Here is a 23,036-nt window from a genome sequence, read left to right as displayed (position 1 = left end):
CGGCGAGCTCAGCTCAGCTCGGCCAGCCGCGCGAGTCCGGGCTTGGTGTGCTTCGCCAACCGTTCGCGCGCGTCGTCGAGCGCTGCGGACGCGGGATGCCCGGGCGGCACCCGGGCCGGGTTGAGCGCGACCCGGTCCGACCATTCCTTGATGTCCGGTTCGGAGGAGAACGACATCGCGGCCTGGGTGCCGAGGACGTTCATCCGCGCCCAGCTCGCCATCGTGTCGGGGAACGGGCTCGGCGGGCAGAGCCGGTTCTTCTCTGCGTCGGAGTCGCGGGTCGCCTCCACGTAGCCGGTGACCGCGGCGCCGAAGCAGGGGAAGCCGGCCCGGATCGGCTGCAGCGTGATCGCCTCAGGGCCCCACACCGGGACCAGGGGCGGGTATTTCAGGGCGTCCGCGGCGCAGTGGACCACCAGCGCGTCGGAGGCGACGGCGACGGACCCGTCGGCGAAGGTGAGGGAACCTCGGTCGACGTGCTGGATGTGGCCGCGGCGTACGACGTTCTCGAGCGTACGCAGCTTCTCGAGCTCCCACGTCGCCAGCGTCGGCGCCTTGGCCATGGTCGGCACGACCGTGCGGTCGATGCGAAGCATGATGCCGGCGTCCTCGAGCCGGAGGAACAGCTCCTCCGCCGAGGCCGACCGCTCCGCGGCCTGCATCGTGTCGGCGGCCATGCCGAGGAAGATCGCCGGGTCGGGCTGGATGACGGCCCGGTTGAGCATCCACGGGTCACGCGGCCGCACCCAGCAGATCGCGTCGGGGTCGACGCCCCGCGAGAGCAGCCAGATGCACGCGTCGGTCGCGGTCTTGCCGGAGCCGACGACGACGTACTGGCTCGGCGCCTCCTCGAGCCGCGCGAGATCGTTGACCGGCACCACCCGGGCGTCCTCGGCGACGCCGAACGGTGGCGGCTTCTCGGCGGGGATGCTGGGCGCCAGGTAGCGGGCGTCGACGACCCGGGCACCGGGCATCTCGAACCGCTCCCCCGAGATGTGCGAGACGACGGTGTTGTCCCCGACGTACTCGCTGTTCGGGAAGAACTCGACCTGGCCGGACTCCACCATCCGGTCGAGGGCTCGGGCGTAGTAGGCGCAGATCTCCGCCTGGGCGGCCCGCTCCTGCAGCCCCTTCTCGGGCCCGCGCTGCTGCAGCTGCCCGCCACCGAGCAGCGTCGAGGCGACGCCGTAGAAGGCGGAGGCCTGGTGCAGACGCACGAACGGGTACGCCTCCAGCCAGTGCCCGCCGACGCCGTGGCGGCGGTCGACCAGGGCCACCCGCACGTCGGCATGCTCGGTCAGGGCGTCCGTGAACGCCATCCCCATGGCACCGGCTCCCACCACCAGATAGTCGACATCGACCGTGCGGCTCATGGCTCCACCAAAGCACGACGCCGACCTCGACGGTCAATAGACAGTTGGAGCTATACCCGGTCTCGGGCACAGGCGATGAGCTCGCCGAGGTCGAGACCGTAGGTGGGCCCGGCCCCCTCCTCGTACGCCACCAACCGCCGCGCCGCGCGCTCGATCAGCCGCGAGGCGCCGACGGCGTTGCCGCGCTCGTGGTGGGTCAGGCCGACACACAGCTGGGCCAGGCCCTGCCACAGCTCGCGCTCCTCCTCCGGGCACGACTTCCACCGCACCTCGAGCGCCTCGTGGGCCGCGAACGGGCGCCCTGCGTCCAGGAGCTCGCGGGCGTAGGCCAGGGTCTCCTCCGGCGGGAGCGGCTCCTCGGAGATCGGCTCGACGCCGACCTCGCCGTAGGGCAGCGGGCGCCCGAGCTCGTCACGCGGGCGCGCCTGTTGCGCCCGCCCCTGCTCGTTCCGATCCCGATCGACCACCACGCCTGCCTCCTCGGCTCCCACCTTAGGACCCGTCGGCATAAACCGATTGCACGGGAGGCCGAGGCCCGTGACGCTCGGCCCCATGGAGTTCTTCTGCTACCACCGCGACCGCCCGGGATCGACGCCGCTGCGAACCCGGATGGTGGAGGAGCACTGGGCCTACATGGACACCTTCGCGGAGACGATGATCGCTCGCGGTCCGACCTTCGCGGACGACGACACCCTCACCGGCAGCGTGCACATCCTGGACCTCCCGGATGCGGCAGCCGCCCGGGCGTTCGCGTTCGAGGAGCCGGGCTATCAGACGGGTGCCTACCGCGACGTGATGCTGCGGCGCTGGCACAACTCGCTCGGACGGACGATGTGGGACTTCGACGGCCGACCCGACGCGAACCGCTACCTCGTCCTGGGGTTCACGGAACCGACGCCGGACCGCATCGACCTGCCGCACGGGGACACGCTGATCGCTGCCGGGCCGCTGTTGTCCGACGACGGAGTCGCGACGGTAGGCGCGGCCGTACTGCTGGAGGCGGCCTCGGAGAGCGCCGCGCGGGACGTCCTCTCCCCCGACCACTACGTCGCGATCGAGGTGCATCGATGGACGTTCGGCGGACGACCCGCGTAGGAAGCGTCCCGTATGCACGAAGGGCCCCGACCGCAGCAGCGGTCGGGGCCCTTCGTGGTGAATCAGGAGACGCGGACGTTCTCGGCCTGCGGGCCCTTGGGGCCCTGCGTGACGTCGAACTCGACCTTCTGGTTCTCGTCGAGCGACTTGTAGCCGTTGGACTGGATGGCGGAGAAGTGGACGAACACGTCCTCGCCGCCGCCGTCCTGCGCGATGAAGCCGAAGCCCTTGTCAGCGTTGAACCACTTGACGGTGCCCTGAGCCATGATCTTTTCCTTTGTTCGGTGCCGGGGCACTGTGCCCCGAGCCGCTGAAGACATCCATCTGTGCTGATGTCCAGCGAACCGAAAACCAGGAGTAAGAGATACAAGCCGCGACGTCTTGTGCGGCCAGGACGGCTTACAGAGCCGTCCCTTCAACATGACCCACGGTACGCCATCGAGCGCCGGTTGGTGGTTTCGCCGAGACCTTCGGCTCGGCGGGTCAGACCCGCGCCGCCTCCTCGCGCGGACCGTCGGCGTCGAGCAGCCGGATCGCCTCGTCGAACTCGGCCTCGATGTCCGGGTTCTCCTTGTACGTGGCCAGGCTGACCGCCACGGCGACGACCGTGTTGAGCACGAAGCCCGGCACGATCTCGTACATCTGCGAGCTGAGCGCCTCGATGTTGCCCCACACGACGACGGTCACGGCACCGACGACCAGACCGGCCAGCGCCCCGGACGCGGTGAGCTTCCGCCACCACAGCGCCAGCAGGATGATCGGGCCGAAGGAGGCACCGAAGCCCGCCCAGGCGTAGGCCACCAGGTCGAGCACGGTGCCGGTCTTCGGCCAGGCCAGCACGGCCGCCACGACCGCGATCCCGAGCACGGCGAGCCGGCCGAACAGGACCAGCTGACGGTCCGAGGCGTCGTTCTTGAAGACGGCCTTGTAGAGGTCCTCGACCAGCGCCGAGGAGGTCACCAGCAGCTGGGAGGAGATCGTGCTCATGATCGCGGCGAGCACGGCGGCGAGCATGATGCCCGCGACCAGCGGGTGGAAGAGGATCTGGCCCAGGACGATGAACACGGCCTCCGGGTCGTTGAGCTTCGCGTCGGGGTTCTGCTGGTAGTAGGCGATGCCCACGAGCGCGGTGCCGACCGCGCCGAAGAGGCTCAGCAGCATCCAGCCGATGCCGATGCGTCGCGCGGAGGCGGCCTCCCCTGCCGTACGCAGGGCCATGAACCGGACGATGATGTGCGGCTGGCCGAAGTAGCCCAGGCCCCACGCCGCCGCCGAGATCACGCCGAGGGCGGTCGCCCCTTCCAGCATGCTCAGCCGCGACGGGTCGACCGCGCGGATGCTGTCGAGGGTCTCGGCCGGCCCGCCGGTCACGAAGACGCCGACGAGGGGCACCAGGACCAGGGCGAGCAGCATGATCGCGCCCTGCACGAAGTCGGTGTAGGAGACGGCGAGGAAGCCACCGAAGAGCGTGTACGCCACCACGACCGCGGCCACCACCAGCATGCCGGTGTGGTAGTCCGTGTTGAACGAGCTCTCGAAGAAGACGCCGCCGGCGACCATGCCGGAGGAGACGTAGAAGGTGAAGAACACCAGGATGACGGCGCCGGAGGCCATCCGCAGCAGCCGCGAGCTGTCCTTGAGCCGGTTCTCCAGGAAGCTCGGCACGGTGATGGAGTCGCCCGAGACCTCGGTGTACGTCCGCAGCCGCGGAGCCACGACCTTCCAGTTGAGCCAGGCACCGACGGTCAGGCCGACGGCGATCCAGCCCTCGATCAACCCGGTCGCGTAGATCGCGCCGGGCAGGCCCATGAGCAACCACCCGGACATGTCCGAGGCACCCGCGCTCAACGCACTCACCATCGGGCCGAGGTCACGCCCGCCCAGCATGTAGTCGTCGAGGTTCGAGGTGCGCCGGTAGGCCCAGGCGCCGATGCCGAGCATGGCGACCATGTAGGCCACCAACGCCAGCATTTGATAGGTCAGGTCTGACATCAGAACTCCATATTCGGGGGAAACGCCGCCGCAGAACCTAACCCGTAGACCGCGTTTGCCTGTGATCGGCGTCGTACGCGGGTAGCGTGACCGCCATGACCGGGACACCAGGCATCGACGTCACCGTGCGGCCGTCCGGCAACGGATGTGCGGAGTGCCTCGGCAGCGAGGCCGGGTGGTGGTTCCACCTTCGGCGGTGCGCCGAGTGCGGCCACGTGGGCTGCTGCGACAGCTCTCCGGCGCAGCACGCCAGCCAGCACTTCCGCGAGACGGGCCACCGCTACATGCAGAGCTTCGAGCCCGGTGAGTCCTGGTACTGGGACTTCGAGAACCAGCAGGCGCTCGAGGGCCCGGCGCTGGCCGAGCCGACGAGCCGGCCCGAGGCGCAGTCCCCGCCCGCGCCGGCGGATCGCGTCCCGCAGGACTGGCAGAAGCGCCTGCACTGAGCTGTGCGATCACCATCCCCGCCGGCCACGTCCGGGAAGGGTCGATCACCCCGATCAACTCGGTGAGGCTTCTCCCCTGGAGTCACCGCGCGCCCGCGCCCATTCCTCGTACGGCACCGGGTCGGCGTCCTCCTCGGCCTGGCCGACGATGCTCTCGGTGAACCAGGTACGCAGCGACACCATCTCCGGCGTGGAGCGCAGGGTGAGCAGCTGGTGGGTCTCGCTGATCTCGTCGGCCAGGTTGTCCGCGGCCAGCAGCTCGGGCAGCAGGGAAGCCATCTCGCGAGGCAGGGTCATCTCGATGTCGACGTACTCGAGCCCGGCCGCGGCCGCGTCCAGAGCGATCCGACGACCCATGTGACGCGCGAAGGCCGGTCGGGTCACCAGCCGCTCGATGAGCTGGCCGAGCTCGCGCGGCGGGGTCGGGCCGTCGTCGGAGTCGATGAGCTGCAGCTCACGGACCAGGTCGTCGAGGCGCTGGTCGATCTGGAGCCCGAGCCGCACCGGGCAGGCGGGCAATCGGACGGTGACCCAGTCCGCGGGCAGGACGACCGGCTCCGGCATCGCCTGGTCGCCGTACTCCACCCTGGGAGGTCGTACGTCGTGCTCGACCCCGTCGCCGGCGAGGTCTGCCCAGATCCGCCGGCCGTCGACGCGCTCCTCGATCCCCCATGACTTCGCCAGCACCGACACGATCGCCAGCCCGCGCCCGGTGGTCCCCTGACTCTCGATCGGCGGCGGAGCAACGGCGGGAAGCGGGATCAGCGCGCCGTCGTCCTCGACGCTGAGCCGTATGCCTGGCTCGAGGTCACGCATCCGGACCTGCATGTAGGGGCTGCCGCTGTGCAGGGCGGAGTTCGCCGCCATCTCGGTGATGCACAGCGCCGCGTCGTCGACGAGATGCGGGCGGTCCCACTCCAGGAGCCCGTCGGTGACGAACCGGCGCGCACCGGGCACGCTGGCGGTCTCGGCGGCGAGGCGCACCCGCAGCTCAGGACGGCCTCTGTCGGGCACAGAGATCATGGGGCCAGTCTGCCCCGCGTCTCCCCCGGACGTCACTGAACTCGACAGGCCGATCAGTCGACGGGCAGGGAGCGTCGGGCGCGATGACGACGGACCGCGGCCCGGTTGGCGCAGCGGACCGAGCAGTAGCGCTGGCGTCCGTTGCGCGTGACGTCCACGACCACCGCGGTGCACGGGTCCCCCTCGATCTGCCCCGCGGCGCACCGGCTCAGGCGGTGGATGCCCCGAGTGGTCAGGTGCAGCGCCGTGCCCACGCTGATCACCGCTCGCAGCACATCGGGAAGCGAGTCGTTGGTGTCGTCACGGAAGTGGATGTGCCATCCCTCCTGGTCGTGGTCGGTCAGCCTCGGGTACGCGGTCGCCTGCGCCATCAGCTCGTTGAGCAACCGCGCCCGTTCCGCGGGCTCCTGCGCATCGACCACACGAAGCCACTCGTCGATCACCTCCCGAGTGCGCCGGTGGTCGTCAGGAGACTCACCGAAGTCCATCGTCATCCCGAACTCCCGGGTCCGGGCCTCGATCCCGGCGCGGTCCTCGGGCCAGTCGTCGGCGAGCGAGCCGGCCATCAGCACGGCGTACTCGCCGTAAGGGTTGAGATGCATAAGACCATTACAGCAAAGTGGCGACCATGACCGACAGCGCGACCGAACAGTCCCGGGGCGTGGACGCCCTCCACGAGCACGGCTGGCTCACCGAGTCCAGCCATCAGACGTCGGAGGGTCGAGTTCTCTACGTGCGCTGCGCGCACTGCGGCGTACGTCGCGTCGATCTCCAGCCGCACCCGCTCCTGCCGCCGCAGTCATTGAGCCGCGAGCAGAGGTGATGCCATCGCTCCAGCACGAAGAGAGCACGCACCCAGCAGTCACCAGATGACGAAAGCCTCAGAACTGCAGAACGTTGCTACAATGAACTTTCAGTTCATGTAGAGCGAGGGAGTGCTGAGTATGCCGGACGCGATGAAGCCGTCGGCGGAACAATCCACCCGCACCGAGCGGCGCAAGGCTCGCACTCGTGCGAGCCTGGTTCGCGCCGGTCAGCAGCTGATCGCACAGGGGCGCACGAGCGTCGCGATCCTGGAGATCACCCAGCTCGCCGACGTCGGCATGGGCTCGTTCTACAACCACTTCGAGAGCAAGGAAGAGCTCTTCGACGCTGCCGTGGACGATGCGCTGGAGCGCCATGGCGCCCTCATGGACGAGCTGACGGCAGACCTCGACGATGCTGCCGAGGCCTTCGCGCAGAGCTTTCGCCTCACGGGGCGCCTCCATCGCGCCTACCCCGAGCTCAGCAAGGTGCTGATCTCCACGGGCGCCCGTCTGGTCACCTCGAAGCGGGGTCTGACTCCGCGAGCGCTGAGAGATATCGCCCGCGGGGTCGAGACGGGGCGGTTCACCATGGTCGACCCGGAGATCGCTCTCGTGCTGGCAGGAGGGTCCGCACTCGCACTGGGTCAGCTGCTGCACGATCACCCGGAGCGCGACGACGCGAAGGCCACCGACGAGACGACCGAAGCGCTGCTTCGTACCTTCGGACTGACCACCGAGGAGGCTGCCGAGATCTGCGCCCGACCGCTGCCTGACGTCACCGTTCCCCTGGATGGCTCGGCCGCCTGAGCCCCGAGGCTCAGGCGGCCGAGGCTCGGGGTCAGGCGGGGATCTCGTCGATGCTGACCGGCTCGTGCTCGGCCACGCCGTTGTAGTCGTGGCGGAACGTGCTCGAGTGTGGATAGGCGCTACGGCGGGACCGCATGACAGACCCGAGCGGCCGGTGCGCGGCCAGTGCGTGCCACGGGTTGAACGAGAGCAGGTCGTCGGCGTATCGGCGCCTCGCGTCGCTGTAGGGGTCTTGGGCCGGCAGGTGCACCGTGGCCACGACCTCGTGCGGCGAGAGCTCCTCGGGCCAGAGCACCGAGGCGTCCTCGATCGGCATCCGCTCGACGTCCACGCACAGCTGGGCCCGCAGGTCGTACTCGGCGCCCTGCTCGGTGAAGAAGTCTCCGACGAGCTCGCGCAGCGCGGATTCGCCGAGCTTGGGGTCGACGGGCTGCCCGGTCAGGTTCCTGACGTTGGTCGAACGCGGCGCGACCGACAGCTTTGCCACGTGGTCGCCGTAGCGCACCGCGGCCATCGAGTGGAAGGTCTCGCCGAGGATGTGGTTGTTCTGGGCTGCGAGGGTCTCCACGGCCGGCGGGATCGGCCGGCGCAGGCGGGTCAGGACGGCATCGGCGACCCGCGCACCCGCACCGAGGACCTTGAGCTGTTGATCGCTCTGTCGGGGCTGGCTCTCGAGGAGGTTCTGCAGCTTGGCGTACTCGCCGATCGTGCCGAACGGGAGGGTGGGGTGGTTGACCAGGAGGAAGTCCTGGGTGCTGAAGCCGTCCTCGACCGCCCGATCCCCGGACACGCCCAGGACCTTCATGGCGAACCCGCGCTGAACCGGCACCTGATCCGTACGGAGGTCGCCGGGGGCGGTCGAGAGGCGCACCACGATCGGGTACGTCGCCGGCGCCTCGAACAGGCCCTGTGCGAGGTGCTCGGGTAGACCTGCGTGGACGCGCAGCTCGCCGACAAGCACTCCGTGGCTCTTGGCATGTGCATCGCGCAGGCCGTGCCGATGCTTGGCGGCCACCTGCTTGTTGGCCTCGAGCATGGCTGCCACGACCTGTCGGGTCAGCTCCTCCTCGTCCGGGAAGGGTTGTTCGAGGTCGTCGCGGTATCGGACATAGCCGACGGGTTCGGTCATGATGATCTCCGGTTCAGGCCGTTGGTTCCTGGCTCAGCCAGGCGATGGCGGACAGGCTGGGCATGAACAGGTACTCCCCGCCCAGCAGCGTGTTGAAGCTCTGGATGCCCTGGACGCGGCGCGGAGGTGTGCCGGGCACCGTGAAGTAGGCCCCCTTGTCCTGGTGGGAGATGAGTGGGTCCTTCTCCTTGTCGAGGCCGGCGAAGTTGCCCGAGTTGACCCATTCGCTCTGCAGGAACTCGACGGTGTCGATCGCCCGCGCGCTGAGCGCGATGAAGTCCAGGCCGCGACTGCTTCCGTCGTCGCGTACCTCGCTGTCGGGGACAGCGTCGCCGTAGGACGTGCTGCGACGGATGAGCCGGCGGATCCTGAGGTCGGTGAGGATCTCGAGCTTCGAGTCGCGCGGGTTCATGCGCCGGATGTGCGATCCCAGCGGCGTACGCAGCCCGCGAGGGTCCTCGGCGTACTTGAAGTGGTTCTGCCGTCTCGGATCTTCGCCGAGCGCCGGGTCGTCGCGGTCCGGGGAGAGCGCGAGCGGGGCGCCGCTGCGCCAGCGGCCCACGAGCTTCGCCGCGAGCAGCTCCCGCTCCTCGGCGGTGTCGGCGTTGTCGTGCAGGAACCGGTTGAACGCGGCGACGTGGGAGTGGTACTTCCGGAAGACCACGTAGGTGCCGTTGCGTCCCAGGACGCTCGGGCTCGGCATCGGCAGCGGTCGGCCCGTCTCGCTGGGATAGCCGAGGACGAACTCGCCCGGCTTGATCGGCCGCCCGTCGCCCGGCATCGTCTCCGCACCGCTTCCTTCGACCGCGGGCTGCGTGAAGCCGTCGCGGTAGCCGAACACGTTGAACCCGGTGGCCCCGAAGTCCTGGTGCGACAAGAGGTCGACCCCTGCCACCTGGGCCAGCTCTCGCTGGTAGCCGTCGACGGCGTCCTGCCACGCCTCCTTGCTCTCGGCGTAGACGCTGACAGCAAGATGGGCACGGCCGGTGCCGAAGGGGAACTCCCAGTTCTGCGGAGCGTTGGGGCCGGTGTCGCGAAGCCTCTCGGCGCGGGCCGCCATGCCGGCACGGAAGTTGGCAGGGAACGAGGCCAGGCTCTCCTCGGAGACCCCCAGTGCCTCCAGCCCCGGGTAGCTGATCGCCACGACGGTCCAGGCCGGGACGGGCTCGTCCCAGCGGGCCGCGGAGGTGATCCGCGGCGCGAGTCGCCGCAGGAGCTCCCTGCCGGCCGCGGCATCGGTGATCTCCAGGATCGCGTGGGTGCCGAAGTACGGCTCGGGCCGCGCTCGCAGGACTGCCGCCTGGATGTCGTCCAGTTCGAGCGTCGGCTGTTTGGTCAGGCGGCGGAACAGGTCCATGGCCGCGCGAGATCAGTTCAGCTCGGTGAGGAAGTTCTGCACCGTGCGGTCGAGGCGCTTCAGACGGTTGGCGCCGGCGACCGTGAGGGTGGGATGGGCGACGAACCAGGCCTCCGCCGGGAGCTGGTACTGGACGATGAAGTCCTTCACATCCGGCGACTGGATCCCAGGCCAGCCCTCGACGTTGCCGAACAGGTAGTCCATGAACTCGGGGATCTTGGTCGCGAAGTCGTCGATGTAGGGATCCCACTCGCCGTCGTAGGCGGTGGCGAAGAGCAGCTTGGTGTCGTCGTCGAGGAACACGAAACGCATGTTGTGCAGCGTGCCGACCTGGCCTGCGCCCGCCAGGTTTCCCCCGACGAGGCCGAAGAACTTGCGCAGCTTCTCGGCGCCGCCCGGCTTCAGCGGCATGATCGCCGTCAGCTCTGACACCTCACCGCTCTTGGCTCCGACGCGGCCGGCTGAGGTGACGGCGTGCTCGACCATCTCCTCCTTGTCGGCGAGCAGCTCGGCCACTCGCAGCTTCAGTGCGATCTTGGCGTCGTCGATGACGGCGTCGATCTTCTCGCGGATGGCGGTCGGCAGACCCTGGAATCGGTTCTCGAGATCGCGGTCACTCATGGTTCCCCCTTGGTCGATGGATGGCGCCCCGGAACTGGAGCGTCGCTACGACAGTACTCCAACCTGACGAATTTGTCAGTCCTGCTGGTTTCGGCAAACAGCCGTTCGCAATAGTCCCCGAAAGCACACTGACCAGCTTTCGCTCAAGAATGCCGATTTCGTCAGCGAGGTCTTGACTGAGGATATGCTCGTAAGTGACGATTGTCTCAGTTGAGATGAAGGGAGTGGATGATGGCTGGCCATCACGGCACGCACAACGACCTCCACAGCGAGCAGGGCGCCGTGCGCGGCGAGCACCCGGGCCGAGCGACCGACCCGGTGATCAAGGTGCGCGACCTCGCCTGGCTGGAGTTCCAGAAGCCCGACCTCGCGGCCTCGGAGCGGTTCGCCCACGCGTTCGGGTTCAGCACGCTGACCCGCACGGCGGACGAGCTCCTGCTCCGCGGCACCGAGGCCGGCGGACCCTGCGTCATCGTGCGCAAGGGACCCTCCAAGTACCTGGGCGCGGCCTTCCAGGCAGCAGACGCCTCCGATGTCCTACGGCTCGCGGGTGCAGTGGGCACGAGCGCCGCACAGCTCCCCGAGAACCTCGGGGGCCTGGGCGTCGACCTGGTCGACCCGAGTGGCGCCCGGGTGCGAGTGGTGGCCGACCTGTACGAGCATCCCGCCCTGCCTGATCAGCCGGTGCAGATACTCAACACCGGCCGGCAGACCCTGCGGGTGAACCGGACCCAGCGGCCCGCGCGCGAGCCCGCACGCGTCGAGCGGTTGGGCCACGTCGTACTCCAGACCACCACGTATCTCGAGACGCTCGACTGGTACCTGGAGCACCTCGGCCTGATCGTGAGTGACTTCAAGTATTTCGAGGGCCAGCGGGAGCGCGGCCCGACGATGAGCTTCATCCGCTGCGACCGCGGGTCGGAGCCCGCCGACCACCACACGCTGGCGATGACGCTGGGGCCTCGCAACCGCTACGTGCACTCGGCCTACCAGGTCGCCGATCTGGATGCGCTCGCGGCGGGCGGAGAGCACCTGCTCGCACTGGGCTACTTCCGGTCGTGGGGAATCGGCCGTCACATCGAGGGGAGCCAGATCTTCGACTACTGGCGCGACCCCGACGGGTTTCTCGTCGAGCACTTCACCGACGGTGACCTCTTCGACAACACCCTCGAGCCCGGCTGGTCTCCGATGACCGCCTCCGGTCTGGCCCAGTGGGGCCCCTCGGCCTCTGCCGACTTCATGGGCGTCTCTCCCCGGCGCACCGACACCTTCCGCGAGCTCGGTTCGATGATCACCGCGCTGCGCGGTGACAACGAGTTCGACCTCTCCCGCCTCCGCGGCCTCCTGAAAGTTGCCTCCTCATGACCATCTCCGTACTCCGCACCGCCGACGCCTGGTGGGTGCAGAAGACCGACGGCGCCACCCGCGTCGAGACCGACGCCCTCACCACCGCCGACCTGCTGGCCGACCGGACCGCCGTGGTGGCGGCGCTGTCGCAGCCGGCCACGACCTCGGTGGAAGACCTCGACCTGGTCTCGCCCGTGACGGTGCCGTGCCGCGTCGTGGCGCAGATGACCAACTACGCCTCCCACGTCAAGGACGCGGGCATGAACCCGGCGAGCATCCCGCTCACCTTCTTCCGCAAGACCTCTGGGTCGATCAGCGGCCCCTACGACGAGGTCGTACGGCCGCCCCACGTCCGTCTGCTCGACTACGAGGCCGAGATCGGCATCGTCATCGGACGCTCGATGCCGGTCGGCACCACGATCACCGAGGACAACCTCGCAGACTTCGTCGCCGGCCTCGTGATCACCAACGACGTCTCCGCACGCGACGTACAGCTGCCCAAGACCCAGTTCTTCGAGGCCAAGTCCTACCCCACCTTCACCCCGACGGGCCCGGCGCTGCTGCTGCTGGAGGCCGACGACCTGAAGCGGTTCACCGACCTCCGTCTGCGGCTGTGGGTCAACGGCGAGCCACGCCAGGACATGACCGTCGCAGACATGATCTACAGCCCCCTCGAGGCCCTCCGGGCACTGTCCCTCTTCCAGCGCCTCGATCCCGGTGATCTCCTGCTCACCGGCACCCCCGTCGGCACGGCGCTCAGCGCACCCCCGAAGCCGATCGAGATCATCGGCTCCTTGTTGCCGCCGGCGACCAAGTGGCGGCTGTTCTTCCGGGCCCAGGGCAAGAACCCGAAGTACCTCGAGGAGGGCGACGTCATCGAGATCGCCATCGCGACCGACGACGGCGCTCTCGACCTGGGCCGGCAGCGCACCGAGGTGAGGCACGGGTGAACAGCATGCTCTGGCCGACGTACGACGCGCCCGGCGACCTGACCGAGATCGAGGCGGTGCCTCTCGCCGACCGCGGGCTGCCCGGATCCACCTACTCCCTGCTGAGCCGGGCGGCCTCTCTGTGGCCCGACCGGGTGGCGGTGTCCGTCCTTCGCGACGCCGCACGGTGGGAGCAGCCCTCCGAGCGGACCTTCCAACGGCTTCTGGCGGATGTGCATCAGGTCGCCAACCTGCTGCACCGTATCGGCGTCGGACGAGGCGATGCCGTCGCGCTGCTGTCCCCGAACTGCGACGAGCTCATCACTGCGACGCTCGCTGCGCAGCTGGCGGGCGTCGCGGCCCCGATCAACCCGGGACTCTCGCCCGACCACATCACCCAGCTCCTGAACAGGTCCGGCGCCCGGGTGCTCATCGCCGCCGGCCCCGAGCTCGACCCAGGGGTGTGGCAGACAGCCCGCGAGATCGCGTCCCGGGGTGAGCTGGACGTCCTGCTGGTGCTGCGACCCACCGCCGGAGATGGACCGGCCGAGCCGCTTGCGGCGATCGGGGACGTACGTCTGGACTACCTGTCCGTGCTGGCGCAGGAGGAACCCGACTTCGGTTTCGCAGGAGTCGAACCCACCGGCAGCGACCTGGCCGCCGTCTTCCACACGGGCGGAACCACCGGCACCCCGAAGCTGGCCGCCCACACGCACGCCAACGAGGTCTCGGACGCCTGGATGATCGCGGCCAACGGCCTGCTCGACGAGGACAGCACCGTGTTCGCCGCGCTCCCGTTGTTCCACGTCAACGCCTTGGTCGTGACCACGCTGGCCCCGCTGTTCAAGGGGCAGCGCGTCGTGTGGGCCGGACCGCAGGGCTACCGCGACGCGAATCTCTACGGGTGCTTCTGGCGGCTGGTCGAGCGTTACCGGATCGCCGCGATGAGCTCGGTGCCCACCGTCTACGCCCTCCTGGCCGGGTGCCCGGTGGACGCCGACATCACCTCCCTGCGCTTCGCGCTGGTCGGAGCCTCTCCCCTGCCGCTGGCCGTACGCGAGAGCTTCGAGACGCACACGGGAGTCGCGTTGGTGGAGGGATACGGACTCACCGAGGCCACCTGTGCCAGCGCCCGCAGCTTCCCGTATGCCCCTCGCCCGGGAGCGGTCGGACAGCGACTGCCGTACCAGCAGGTCAAGACCGTCGAGATCTCCCCGAGCGGCGAGTGGGTCGACCTGCCGCACGGCACCGTCGGCATCCTGGCGATCAAAGGACCCACGGTCTTCCCCGGCTACGTCACCGGCCGCAGCAGCGAGGGACGCCTCCTGCTCGACGGCCTCGGCAAGCTCCGCGACGGGTGGTTGGACACCGGCGACCTGGCCTGGATCGACGCCGACGGCTTCGTCCACCTGGCCGGTCGTGCCAAGGACCTGATCATCCGTGGCGGGCACAACATCGACCCCGCCGTCATCGAGGACGCCCTGCTCTCCCATCCTGACGTGACGGCTGCACAAGCCGTCGGCCGTCCAGATCTGCATGCCGGCGAGGTGCCCGTCGCCTTCGTCACGTTGGCACCTGGTGCCACGGCGACCCCTGCCGAGCTACGCGATTGGGCGCGCGACAACGTGACCGAGCAGGCCGCCGCACCCAAGTCCGTCACCGTCCTCGAGGCCATGCCCGTCACCGACGTCGGCAAGCCCTACAAACCCGCTCTCCGAGCCGAGGCGACCCGCGACGCGGTCGAGGCCGCCCTCGCCGGCATCGACGGCGTCGCCGAGGTCCGCGGGCTGGTCGAGGACGGCGGCGTGGTCGCCGAGATCGAGACCACGACCGGACTCGAGGAGGCACTCGTCAAGGACGCCCTCGGGCTCTATCCCATCGCCTGGCGCCTCGCCGCGACCGTCCCCGATCCCCTCGTGCGCACCCGACCGTAGGAACCTCGATGACCATACTCTTCATCCTCACGGTCGCCCTGGCCGCTGTCTTCACAGCGCTGGGCGCGGCCAAGCTGCTCGGTCTGCCCGCCATGGCTCAGCGAGCCGCCCACGTCGGATTCAGCGTCGCCGCCTACCGCGGCATCGGTGTCCTCGAGATCGCCGGCGCGGTCGGGCTGCTCCTGGAATCGGTCTCGAGGTTCATCCCCGTCGCGGCCGCGCTCGGGCTGTTCCTCCTTCTCGCTGGAGCGACCTTCGTCCATCTCCGTGGCGGGGACGGCGTCAAGGAAGCAGCACCGGCGCTGGTGCTCGGTGGCCTGGTCGTCGTCGTGCTGGCACTCAGGCTGGGGAGCCTGTGATGAACTCAGCAGCTCCCTCCGAGACGTACCCGATCGTCATCGCCGGCGCCGGCCCGACCGGCGTCACCGCCGCAACACTGCTGGGGCACTACGGCATCCGATGCCTCGTGCTGGACCGCTGGGACGGGGTCTACCCCCAGCCTCGCGCTGTTCATCTGGACGACGAGATCTACCGGATCCTCGCCGAGCTCGGGCTGGCAGACGACTTCGCTGCGATCTCGCGACCTGCGCACGGTCTGCGACTCGTCGACCGGGATCTCCGGGTTCTGGCGGAGTTCGACCGGAGAGGCGAGCAAGGACGCCACGGGCACCCGCGCGCGAACATGTTCGACCAGCCGGCTCTCGAACACCTGTTGCGCACGAACCTGAAGGACCAGCCGAGCGTCACCGTACGTGGCAACGTCGAGGTGACCGATGTGACCCAGGACGGTCACGGCCGTGTCCGCGTCGACTTCACCGACCGGATCACCGGTGCCCACGAGTCGGTCCTGGCGACGTACGTCCTCGGCTGTGACGGTGCGAACAGCGTCGTGCGGTCCGCCATCGGAGCCCGGATGGAGGACCTGCACTTCGAGCAGCGCTGGCTCGTCGTGGACGTCGCGACCTCGGCCGACCTCGACCAGTGGGAGGGCGTGCACCAGGTCTGCGACGCCACCCGTGCCGCGACGTACATGCGCATCGGCGAGACCCGGTACCGGTGGGAGTTCCAGCTGCTGCCGGGAGAGACCGCCGACGACTTCGCCTCGCTCCACGCGCTGCTCCCGATGATCCAGCCCTGGGTCAGGGGCACCGCCATCTCCTATCTCGAGCTCGTCCGAGTCGCGGAGTACACCTTCCGTGCCCAGGTTGCGGACCGGTGGCGCGATGGCAACGTGTTCGTGTTGGGCGACGCCGCACACCTGACGCCGCCCTTCATCGGCCAGGGCATGGGCGCGGGCCTCCGAGACGCGATGAACCTCACCTGGAAGATCGCCGGTGTGCTGGCCGGAGACCTCCCCGAGAGCGTGCTGGAGACGTACGAGGCCGAGCGCAAACCCCATGCTCGGGCGCTGATCCGCATCGCCAAGCTCATGGGCGTCCTGATGACGCAGGGCGGCCGCGCAGGCGACACCGCTCGCCGCGTCCTCGCCCCGCGCCTGCGCTACATCCCAGGCATGCGGGCCAGGATCCTGGACAGCGAGACCCCCGCACTGGCGCGCACCGCACTCGTCAGGAGGTCGAGGCTCCGCCGCTCGCCGGCAGGGCATCTGGCACCGAACGCGGTCATCTCCGACGGCCGCCGGTTCGACGAGACCGTCGGGCACCGGTTCGCTGTCGTCTCCGCGCAGCCCCTCACCGCTTTCCAACGCTCGTTCCTGACCAGCCGGGGCGCGGTCGCGGTCGAGGCCCCCGCCGGTTCCCCGCTCCACGCCTGGCTCACGCACAACCACGTGGCCGCGGCGTTGGTGCGGCCGGATCGAACGGTCATGCTCGCCAGCCGCGACGTGGCCGCCGTCTGTGCCGCGACGCCGACCTTCTGCCCCGAGCGGGAGCGGTCGTAGGGCAGCAGCGGCCGACGCGCCGTCACCGGCTCCGCGGGCCGCACATGCGCGGGTATCAATTCATCGTCTGGTTCTGGACCGTTGGCCCTTGGCGGACTGGGCGAGCATGACCCTGAACACCATGTCGTCCAGGCCGCGGACCTGCAGAGCCTTTCCTGCGACCCGAGCTCCGATCGCGGTTGCTCTGTCCAGCGGGAATGCTGCCCGGACGTAGGTGTACGCCTGGTCGAGGCTGTGCTGGGTCGCAGCCGTGAAGATCCGATCGGCGGCCTGCTGAAGACGTAGCTCGATCCCGTGCCAATCGGTACCCACCAGTTTCCCGTCCCGTTTGACGATCCGGCCGTCAACCATGACCAGCTCGACGTCGCCGGCCCCTGCTTGCACGACGACGGTCTTGACCGGGTCGAGGAGAGGCGACAGGTGGTGCTCTGCGGTGCGCACCAGGATCAGGTCGGCACGCTTTCCGACCTCCAATGTGCCCACCTCGCGGTCCAGGCCGGCCGCGCGGGCGCCGTCGATGGTGGCGGCGCGCAGGGCGTGCTCCGTGGTCAGCTGCAACTTCTCCGGCATCATTCGGTGGTCGCCGAGCTTGTCGTTGGCGGCCATGCGCCCGGCTGCCAAGGCCAGGCGCATCTGGGTGAACAGGTCCCCCGAGCCTCCCGAGACGATGTCGACTCCCAGACCACAGGCCACTCCTGCGTTCCGTGCCCTGGGCCAGATCGGAGTTCCCATACCCATCTGCATCTCGCTCTCCGGGGTCACCGAGATCGAGGCGCCGACGCTCGCGATACGTGACAGGTCGGCGCGGGACAGCACGTTCCCGTGGACCAAGAGTGTGCGGTCGTCGATCATGCCCTTGGCCAGGAGTCGGGTGACATAACGGGTGCCGCGGGCGAACGGCCCGTTGGCGACGTGCACCGAGAACCGATGCGCGCCCAGGCGCCGGGCAAGCTCCACCTCCGGGACGGTGTAGTGCAAGGGGGCGAAGAGGAAGTCGCTGCCGCTGATCCCGAACCGGATCAGACCAGCGTCAGCAGGCAGCCTCGCGGCGCGAAGCCTCTCCGCGTCCTGGTGGCGCCAACGGGAGGTGAAGGTTCGTTCAGGCTCGATGGGTACGTCGGGGTTCGCGACATCGGGCAGGCCGTAGCAGTAGACGGCTCGAATCCCCGCGTTCTCCAGACCCGTGAGCAACGCGTCGGCATGATCCGGGGTGACGACCAGGTGAGCGTTGTCGACCACCGTTGTCACGCCGGCGTTCAGCGCATCCAACGCGCCTGCGTAGTTGGCCAGTTCCGCGTCAGCCGCGGTGAAGTGGGGCGCGTAGCCGTAACGCACCAGCGCCATGTAGTCGTACAGGGTCCCGTCGGCCAAGGTGGCTCGCAGGAGCGACTGCCAGGTGTGACGGTGCGTGTCGACCATGCCGGGCATGACGATGCCTGCACGTGCGTCGACCACCTCGGCATCGGTGACTCCGAGGTCTTGTCCGATCGCGGCGATCCGACCGTCCTCGACCAACAGCTGGTTGAGTCCAGGCGGAGCCGGTTCGGCGACGGTCAGCAGGTTGGCGTTGGTGATCAGTACGCGTCTGGACATGGATCGACCTCGGATCGATTGCGGCTTTCAGGTGGCGGAAGGGGTCAGCAGTGGGATCGCGGCCGTCGACTTGCTGACCATGTCTCCCGAGGCGATCGAGGCGAGATAGCCATCCGGGCGCACCAGGAGCAGCGTGTCCTCGTCGACTCCGTATGAGTCGCGGAAGCTCCCGTCGTCATCGGTCAGAATCAGATCGGCGGTCGGGGACTGTGCGTCGATCGCCACCGTCCTCAGGGCCGCGCCGGCCGCTGGCCACTGGAATTCGCTCAAGGCACGAGCTGCTCCCTCGCCGTACGCGACAGCGGTGAAGTGTGGGCCTCGGTAGGCATCGAACATCCTCGTGGGCTGCCCCTCGGCGTCGACCACCTTGGCATCCGGCGCGCGGTCGCCGGCGCTGAGCCGGCTGGTGGCCTGGTCACCGGAGGCTGCCAGCGGACCGCCCCGATAGGTGATCCCGAGCTGCTGTTCGTCCTTGCCACGACGGATGCTGGTGAGATCGAGCTTGCCGATGGCCTCGTACTTCTTGGTCGACAGGCCGAGGACTCCGGCTGCGATGGGCTGGCGCTCGGCCTCGTAGGAGTCGAGAAGGGCGTCGTCAGCTCCCGCGAGGACCTGGCCGAGCTTCCAGCCGAGGTTGTAGGCGTCCTGGATGCCGGTGTTGAGGCCTTGAGCTCCTGCGGGGGTGTGCACGTGCGCTGCGTCCCCGGCGATGAAGACCCGGCCCTGGCGGTAGGTGCTGGCGAGCCGGATGTTGGGGCGGAACACCGACCGCCAGCGGATGTCTTGGAGCTCGACACCCGATGCGTGGGTGTGGACACGGATCCGCGCGTTGATCTCGTCGAGATCGGTGGGCGGGTTCTCGTCCGGCGCGAGCCGGACCATCCATTGGAAGAGATCGCTGTCGGGCAGTGGGCACGCCGCGACGAAGCCTGCACGGATCCGGGGCCACATGTGCCACCGGTCTCGCGACAGGCCGGTGGTGGTGGCGTCGACGATGAGGATGCGGTCCTGCTCGTCGGTCGACCCGATGAAGTCGATGCCGAGTGTGGAGCGGGTCGTGCTCGCACCACCGTCGGTGCCGACCAGGTAGCGGGCGGTGACGTGTTCGACGCCGGCGGCCGTGGTGAGGGTCGCGGTGACCGTCGTGTCGTCCTGGGTGAATCCGGTGATCTCGGTGCCGTACTCGACCTTGCCGCCCAGCTCGGCGAACCGAGCGTGCAGCGCCGCGTCGGTGGCGAACTGAGGAATGAGCCACGTGTTGGGATACGGCACGTCGGCGGTGGCCGCGCGGTTCTTCATCATGCTCCACGGGATCACGGCCCGCCCGAGGTGGAGGCCGAGCTTGGGATACAGGCTCCCCTGGTCGAGGACGGCCGAGAGAACACCGAGATCGTCGAGGACCTCGAGTGTTCGCGGCTGGAGTCCCTTCGCGCGGGACCCTTCAAAGGAGCGCGGTGCCTTGTCGACGATCCGGACGTCGAGGCCGCGACGCACCAGGTCGATCGCCAGCGCCGAGCCACTCGGGCCGGCACCAGCGATGAGTACGTCGATCACGGTGTCATCTGTCTTCATTGCTCGAGCCGTTCTGTTGGATGGGTGGTGAACGACGCGACCAGGTGCGCGACCTCGTCGGGTCGCTCGAGTGGCGTCATGTGCCCGCACTGCGTGATCACGTGACACCGTCGCGGCTGCAGGAGTGTGCGAGCCTCGTCGAGGCTGGCGATCGGGGTGACATGGTCGTCGTCGCCCCAGATGAGCATGGTGGGAATGCCCGAGTGGCCGGTGCGACCGAAGAGCTCGGCCCGGCCGTGCAAGGGCAGATTCTGCAGCGTCGAGAACAAGGCGTACATCGAGCCTTGGTAGCGGAAGGCGTCATGCACCATGCGAGTCAAGGCCGCCGCACTTGCGTCGTCTCGCACGTTGTGGTCCAGATGGTTTTCCAGGAGTCGCCGTCCGAGTCGTCTGCCAACGAATGCCGCAGCGTGATCGCTCTTGAAGAGCCAGCGGCTCGCCGGGGCGGCGGACAGCCCAGCCGGCCCGGCAAGAGTCAGACTCTTGATGTCCGAGCGCCCCGCCACGTACGCCATGGCGATGATCGCGCCCATCGAGGTCCCGACAACGTGGTGAGGTGGGAGTCCGAGCGCTTCCACGAGCTCCTCGACCTGACCGACGAAGACTGCCTCGTCGTAGTCGCACGTCAGGCGCTGCGAGTAGCCACGTCCATAGGCGCTGAACGCGAGCGTTCGCAATCCCATGCCGTGCAGGTGCTCGGCCAGGCCGTCCCAGTAGAACAGGGGAACGGTCAACCCTCCGGTGAGGACGACGGTCTCGCCGTCCTCGGGACCGGTCAGCTCGTAGTGCGTCACGCCCTGGGACAGCTCGACGAAGCTTCCGCGTAGGCCGAGCCTCGCTCGCTCGTCCAGGAGAAGGTCCTCACCCTGACCGACGAAGTACTTCATGATCGCGCCCCGTCCTGCCTCGGGCGATCTCTGTGGAGATCCGGATCGCCTTCCAGAAACTCGCGGATCCGCGCGGCAACCCACTCAGGGTCCTCCTCGGGCAGCAAGTGGCCCCCGGTCGGGTGGGTCCGCTCGACCGCCCCCACGATGTCCCGGCCGAAGTGCTGACCATCGATCGACCGGCTGCGAAGCACGAGCGTCGGTACGGCGACATCAGGAATCAGGCTGCTGCGGTCCTCCTGGTCCGTGTTCGCGAAGTCGACGAAGGCAGACCGGTTGCCGGGAAGGCTCATCATCGCGTGGACGCGGTCGACCATCGCCTCGTCCACGATCGACGGTCGACCGACCAGAGCGCGAAGGTTCCGCTCCGTCGCCCGCCTCGGAAGCCCGCGCCGCAGCAGCGGGCGGAGGATCGGGTTGCGGGCCAGCCGTATGCCCATCGGGAGCGACTTCTCGGGATAGCCCGTGGCGTTGATGAGCACCAGGTTCTCCACCCGAGAGGGTTCGGCCAGGGCAAGGTTCCAGCCGATGTTGCCGCCGAGCGAGTTGCCGACGACGGAGAAGCGTTCCAGGCCCAGCTCGGTCATGAACCCAGCGACCGTGTCGACGTACGTCGACACCCGGTAGTCCCGGTCGGGGCGCGGTCCGGTGAGCCCGAAACCAGGGAGGTCGAGGGTGATGACGTCGAACGACGTGGACAGGCGCTCCGCGACGCGCTCGAAACCGTGGATCGACGAGCCGCTCCCGTGCAGCAGCAGAAGCGGGCGGCCGCTGCCGGAGCGCTTGAAGTGCAGCCGCAGGTCGCCGACGACGGCGAATCGAGAGTCCGGGTCCGGATCAACAAGGGAGGATTTCATAACGGATACAGTGTTGTCATTAATGCTGGCGCTTGTCAACAACTATCGGATACGATGTAACCGATATGAATGCGCGCACTGATTCCGCTGCCGAATCGACCTCAGGTCCGGACGGCGACACCGACGCCCCTCGTCCTGGCCGCTCGCGCGGCCGTCCGCCTGTCCCCAAGGAACGAATCGTTGCGACAGCACTGAAGATCGTTGACGAGGAAGGTGCCGAGGCCCTCTCGCTCCGCGTTCTGGCGCAACGGCTGGACTCGAGCACCGCGACCCTGTATCGACACTTCTCCAATCGGGCCGAGCTGATCAACCACGTGATCGACCACACGTTCGGCAGGGTCCCTGTTCAGGTCGACGAGCTCCGGAGCCTCGGCTGGGAGAACGCGTGCCGAGCCATGGCCACGTGGATGTTCGAGAACCTTCGACGCCATCCGAACGTCGCACCCCTACTCCTCGCCCAGGTGCCCACCGGGCCGAATGCGTTGGCACTGCGGGAGGTCGCCCTCCAGGTGCTTCTGGACGCCGGGTTCCAGCCACCAGTCGCAATCCGTTGCTACGCGACGCTCGCGCGATTCGTCCTGGGTTTCGCCATCCAGCTCAACGGTGAGGACACAGAGGACGCGGCACCCGCCCAGGCCTATCGGAACCCCGGCGACGACAGCCGCCCCGCCTCAGCTGCCGTGGCCGACTTCTTCCCCGTCCCGCTGGATGACGAGTTCAGCTTCGGCCTCAATCTTCTGGTGACCGGACTGGCCCAACTGCGACGAGAAGGAAGCGCATGAGGTCCTCACAACCCTCTCGAGAACCCGCGCGAGGCTCCGCCGAGGGCTCCGGCTCGAGCTCGGTCGAGATCCCAGCGGCAGCAGCGCGCATCGCCGCCACCGCCCCACCGGGCCGAATCCCCTTGCCGATCAACCGGCTCACGGCACCTCTCCTCCGGGCAGCCGTCAATCGGCGCGTTCGCCAGCAGATGCGTACGGCGCTCACGAACTTCGACGGTGACATCGTCGAGGACATCGTCGCCGGTGTGCGCGTCACCCGCGCTTGGAAACGCTCAGCAGCACTGAACGGTGGCATGCAGCCATGGGCCGTCTCACCCAGATCAGCCGGGTCCGAACTCTGACCAGGTCATGTATCTGAGCGGGGTCCACGGTCCGTCCGCGACGAAATGCGCGTGGCCACCTGTTCAGGCAGTTTGTCAGGCAAGACCGGACAATCGTTCGACGGACCGAAAAGCAAACCAGCCTCCGACCCGGGTAAAACACCTGGTCGGAGGCTGGTTCTTCGCGTGCGTGATACTGGGTTCGAACCAGTGACCCCTTCGGTGTGAACGAAGTGCGCTACCACTGCGCCAATCACGCGTTGCGG

The 23,036-nt window shown here is 68.5% G+C and carries 23 protein-coding genes and 1 tRNA gene; 10 read left to right on the top strand and 14 right to left on the bottom strand.

Going from position 1 to position 23,036, the window contains the following annotated elements:
- Positions 1 to 8: 8 nt before the first annotated feature.
- Together ACWZJV_RS25375 and ACWZJV_RS25370 are read right to left on the bottom strand one after the other, a co-directional pair.
- Positions 9 to 1,373: an NAD(P)-binding protein gene (locus ACWZJV_RS25375; RefSeq protein ID WP_457179286.1), complete on the bottom strand. Its 1,365-nt coding sequence runs from the start codon at positions 1,371 to 1,373 to the stop codon at positions 9 to 11.
- A 50-nt stretch (positions 1,374 to 1,423) separates the two neighbouring features.
- Entirely contained in the window at positions 1,424 to 1,843 is a 420-nt protein-coding gene (locus ACWZJV_RS25370; protein WP_457179285.1) for a DUF309 domain-containing protein, read from the bottom strand.
- A gap of 67 nt (positions 1,844 to 1,910) precedes the next feature.
- Between ACWZJV_RS25370 and ACWZJV_RS25365 the strand changes: the two genes are divergently transcribed.
- Positions 1,911 to 2,468: a YciI family protein gene (locus tag ACWZJV_RS25365; protein ID WP_457179284.1), complete on the top strand. Its 558-nt coding sequence runs from the start codon at positions 1,911 to 1,913 to the stop codon at positions 2,466 to 2,468.
- 62 nt (positions 2,469 to 2,530) lie between these two features.
- Here the strand turns inward: ACWZJV_RS25365 and ACWZJV_RS25360 are convergent, their stop codons facing one another.
- Entirely contained in the window at positions 2,531 to 2,734 is a 204-nt protein-coding gene (locus ACWZJV_RS25360) for a cold-shock protein (protein ID WP_008361680.1), read from the bottom strand.
- Positions 2,735 to 2,951: 217 nt separating this feature from the next.
- Positions 2,952 to 4,460, bottom strand: a complete 1,509-nt coding sequence (gene putP, locus ACWZJV_RS25355; protein ID WP_457179283.1) for a sodium/proline symporter PutP — start codon at positions 4,458 to 4,460, stop codon at positions 2,952 to 2,954.
- 95 nt (positions 4,461 to 4,555) lie between these two features.
- Between putP and ACWZJV_RS25350 the strand changes: the two genes are divergently transcribed.
- Positions 4,556 to 4,906, top strand: coding sequence for a UBP-type zinc finger domain-containing protein (locus ACWZJV_RS25350; RefSeq protein ID WP_457179282.1), 351 nt, complete (start codon positions 4,556 to 4,558; stop codon positions 4,904 to 4,906).
- 54 nt (positions 4,907 to 4,960) lie between these two features.
- On the opposite strand, the gene ACWZJV_RS25345 is transcribed toward ACWZJV_RS25350, so the two are convergent.
- Complete coding sequence (locus tag ACWZJV_RS25345; protein ID WP_457179281.1) at positions 4,961 to 5,929, bottom strand: ATP-binding protein; 969 nt, start codon at positions 5,927 to 5,929, stop codon at positions 4,961 to 4,963.
- Between the two features lie 53 nt (positions 5,930 to 5,982).
- On the bottom strand, positions 5,983 to 6,531 hold the full coding sequence (locus ACWZJV_RS25340) for a CGNR zinc finger domain-containing protein (protein WP_457179280.1): 549 nt from the start codon (positions 6,529 to 6,531) through the stop codon (positions 5,983 to 5,985).
- A 26-nt stretch (positions 6,532 to 6,557) separates the two neighbouring features.
- Here ACWZJV_RS25340 and ACWZJV_RS25335 point away from each other — a divergent pair, with 26 nt between their 5' ends.
- On the top strand, positions 6,558 to 6,752 hold the full coding sequence (locus tag ACWZJV_RS25335; protein ID WP_050800949.1) for a hypothetical protein: 195 nt from the start codon (positions 6,558 to 6,560) through the stop codon (positions 6,750 to 6,752).
- 121 nt (positions 6,753 to 6,873) lie between these two features.
- Positions 6,874 to 7,542: a TetR/AcrR family transcriptional regulator gene (locus tag ACWZJV_RS25330; RefSeq protein WP_196874584.1), complete on the top strand. Its 669-nt coding sequence runs from the start codon at positions 6,874 to 6,876 to the stop codon at positions 7,540 to 7,542.
- Between the two features lie 31 nt (positions 7,543 to 7,573).
- Here ACWZJV_RS25330 and ACWZJV_RS25325 read toward each other — a convergent pair whose 3' ends face one another.
- The 3 genes from ACWZJV_RS25325 to ACWZJV_RS25315 are packed head-to-tail and all read right to left on the bottom strand — an operon-like array spanning position 7,574 to position 10,649.
- Positions 7,574 to 8,671 (bottom strand): catalase family protein, encoded by a 1,098-nt coding sequence (locus ACWZJV_RS25325; protein WP_457179279.1) that lies wholly within the window; start codon positions 8,669 to 8,671, stop codon positions 7,574 to 7,576.
- Positions 8,672 to 8,684: 13 nt separating this feature from the next.
- Positions 8,685 to 10,028, bottom strand: a complete 1,344-nt coding sequence (locus tag ACWZJV_RS25320; RefSeq protein ID WP_196874586.1) for a Dyp-type peroxidase — start codon at positions 10,026 to 10,028, stop codon at positions 8,685 to 8,687.
- A 12-nt stretch (positions 10,029 to 10,040) separates the two neighbouring features.
- Positions 10,041 to 10,649, bottom strand: coding sequence for a hypothetical protein (locus ACWZJV_RS25315; protein ID WP_457179278.1), 609 nt, complete (start codon positions 10,647 to 10,649; stop codon positions 10,041 to 10,043).
- A 231-nt stretch (positions 10,650 to 10,880) separates the two neighbouring features.
- On the opposite strand from ACWZJV_RS25315, the gene ACWZJV_RS25310 reads away from it, so the two are divergent.
- Genes ACWZJV_RS25310 through mhpA form a run of 5 tightly spaced genes read left to right on the top strand, consistent with a single transcriptional unit; the run spans position 10,881 to position 16,759 of the window.
- Complete coding sequence (locus tag ACWZJV_RS25310) at positions 10,881 to 12,014, top strand: VOC family protein (RefSeq protein ID WP_008361695.1); 1,134 nt, start codon at positions 10,881 to 10,883, stop codon at positions 12,012 to 12,014.
- Positions 12,011 to 12,946 carry a fumarylacetoacetate hydrolase family protein gene (locus tag ACWZJV_RS25305; RefSeq protein WP_008361698.1) on the top strand — a complete coding sequence of 312 codons (936 nt, stop codon included), beginning with the start codon at positions 12,011 to 12,013 and terminating at the stop codon, positions 12,944 to 12,946. The genes ACWZJV_RS25310 and ACWZJV_RS25305 overlap by 4 nt, the downstream gene beginning before the upstream one ends.
- Before the next feature lie 5 nt (positions 12,947 to 12,951).
- Positions 12,952 to 14,859 (top strand): acyl-CoA synthetase, encoded by a 1,908-nt coding sequence (locus tag ACWZJV_RS25300; protein WP_457181987.1) that lies wholly within the window; start codon positions 12,952 to 12,954, stop codon positions 14,857 to 14,859.
- A gap of 8 nt (positions 14,860 to 14,867) precedes the next feature.
- Positions 14,868 to 15,218, top strand: coding sequence for a DoxX family protein (locus ACWZJV_RS25295; RefSeq protein WP_008361701.1), 351 nt, complete (start codon positions 14,868 to 14,870; stop codon positions 15,216 to 15,218).
- Positions 15,218 to 16,759, top strand: a complete 1,542-nt coding sequence (gene mhpA, locus ACWZJV_RS25290) for a bifunctional 3-(3-hydroxy-phenyl)propionate/3-hydroxycinnamic acid hydroxylase MhpA (protein ID WP_457179277.1) — start codon at positions 15,218 to 15,220, stop codon at positions 16,757 to 16,759. The genes ACWZJV_RS25295 and mhpA overlap by 1 nt, the downstream gene beginning before the upstream one ends.
- A 60-nt stretch (positions 16,760 to 16,819) precedes the next feature.
- Here the strand turns inward: mhpA and ACWZJV_RS25285 are convergent, their stop codons facing one another.
- The 4 genes from ACWZJV_RS25285 to ACWZJV_RS25270 are packed head-to-tail and all read right to left on the bottom strand — an operon-like array spanning position 16,820 to position 21,707.
- Entirely contained in the window at positions 16,820 to 18,352 is a 1,533-nt protein-coding gene (locus ACWZJV_RS25285; RefSeq protein ID WP_457179276.1) for an amidohydrolase family protein, read from the bottom strand.
- A 27-nt stretch (positions 18,353 to 18,379) separates the two neighbouring features.
- The gene (locus ACWZJV_RS25280; RefSeq protein WP_457179275.1) at positions 18,380 to 19,924 is read right to left on the bottom strand and encodes an FAD-dependent oxidoreductase; all 1,545 of its coding nucleotides are present in this window, start codon (positions 19,922 to 19,924) and stop codon (positions 18,380 to 18,382) included.
- Entirely contained in the window at positions 19,921 to 20,811 is an 891-nt protein-coding gene (locus ACWZJV_RS25275) for an alpha/beta fold hydrolase (RefSeq protein WP_457179274.1), read from the bottom strand. The genes ACWZJV_RS25280 and ACWZJV_RS25275 overlap by 4 nt, the downstream gene beginning before the upstream one ends.
- Entirely contained in the window at positions 20,808 to 21,707 is a 900-nt protein-coding gene (locus ACWZJV_RS25270; protein ID WP_457179273.1) for an alpha/beta fold hydrolase, read from the bottom strand. The genes ACWZJV_RS25275 and ACWZJV_RS25270 overlap by 4 nt, the downstream gene beginning before the upstream one ends.
- Before the next feature lie 26 nt (positions 21,708 to 21,733).
- Here ACWZJV_RS25270 and ACWZJV_RS25265 point away from each other — a divergent pair, with 26 nt between their 5' ends.
- A complete protein-coding gene (locus ACWZJV_RS25265) occupies positions 21,734 to 22,450 on the top strand; it encodes a TetR/AcrR family transcriptional regulator (protein WP_196874595.1) in 717 nt (238 codons plus the stop codon).
- A 507-nt stretch (positions 22,451 to 22,957) separates the two neighbouring features.
- Here ACWZJV_RS25265 and ACWZJV_RS25260 read toward each other — a convergent pair.
- Positions 22,958 to 23,029 (bottom strand) — tRNA-Val (locus ACWZJV_RS25260).
- Positions 23,030 to 23,036 lie beyond the last annotated feature (7 nt).

This window comes from Nocardioides sp. WG-D5, from assembly GCF_054031175.1.
The sequence above is the reverse complement of the archived record's forward strand: the minus strand, read 5'-3'. Positions and strand labels throughout refer to the sequence as shown.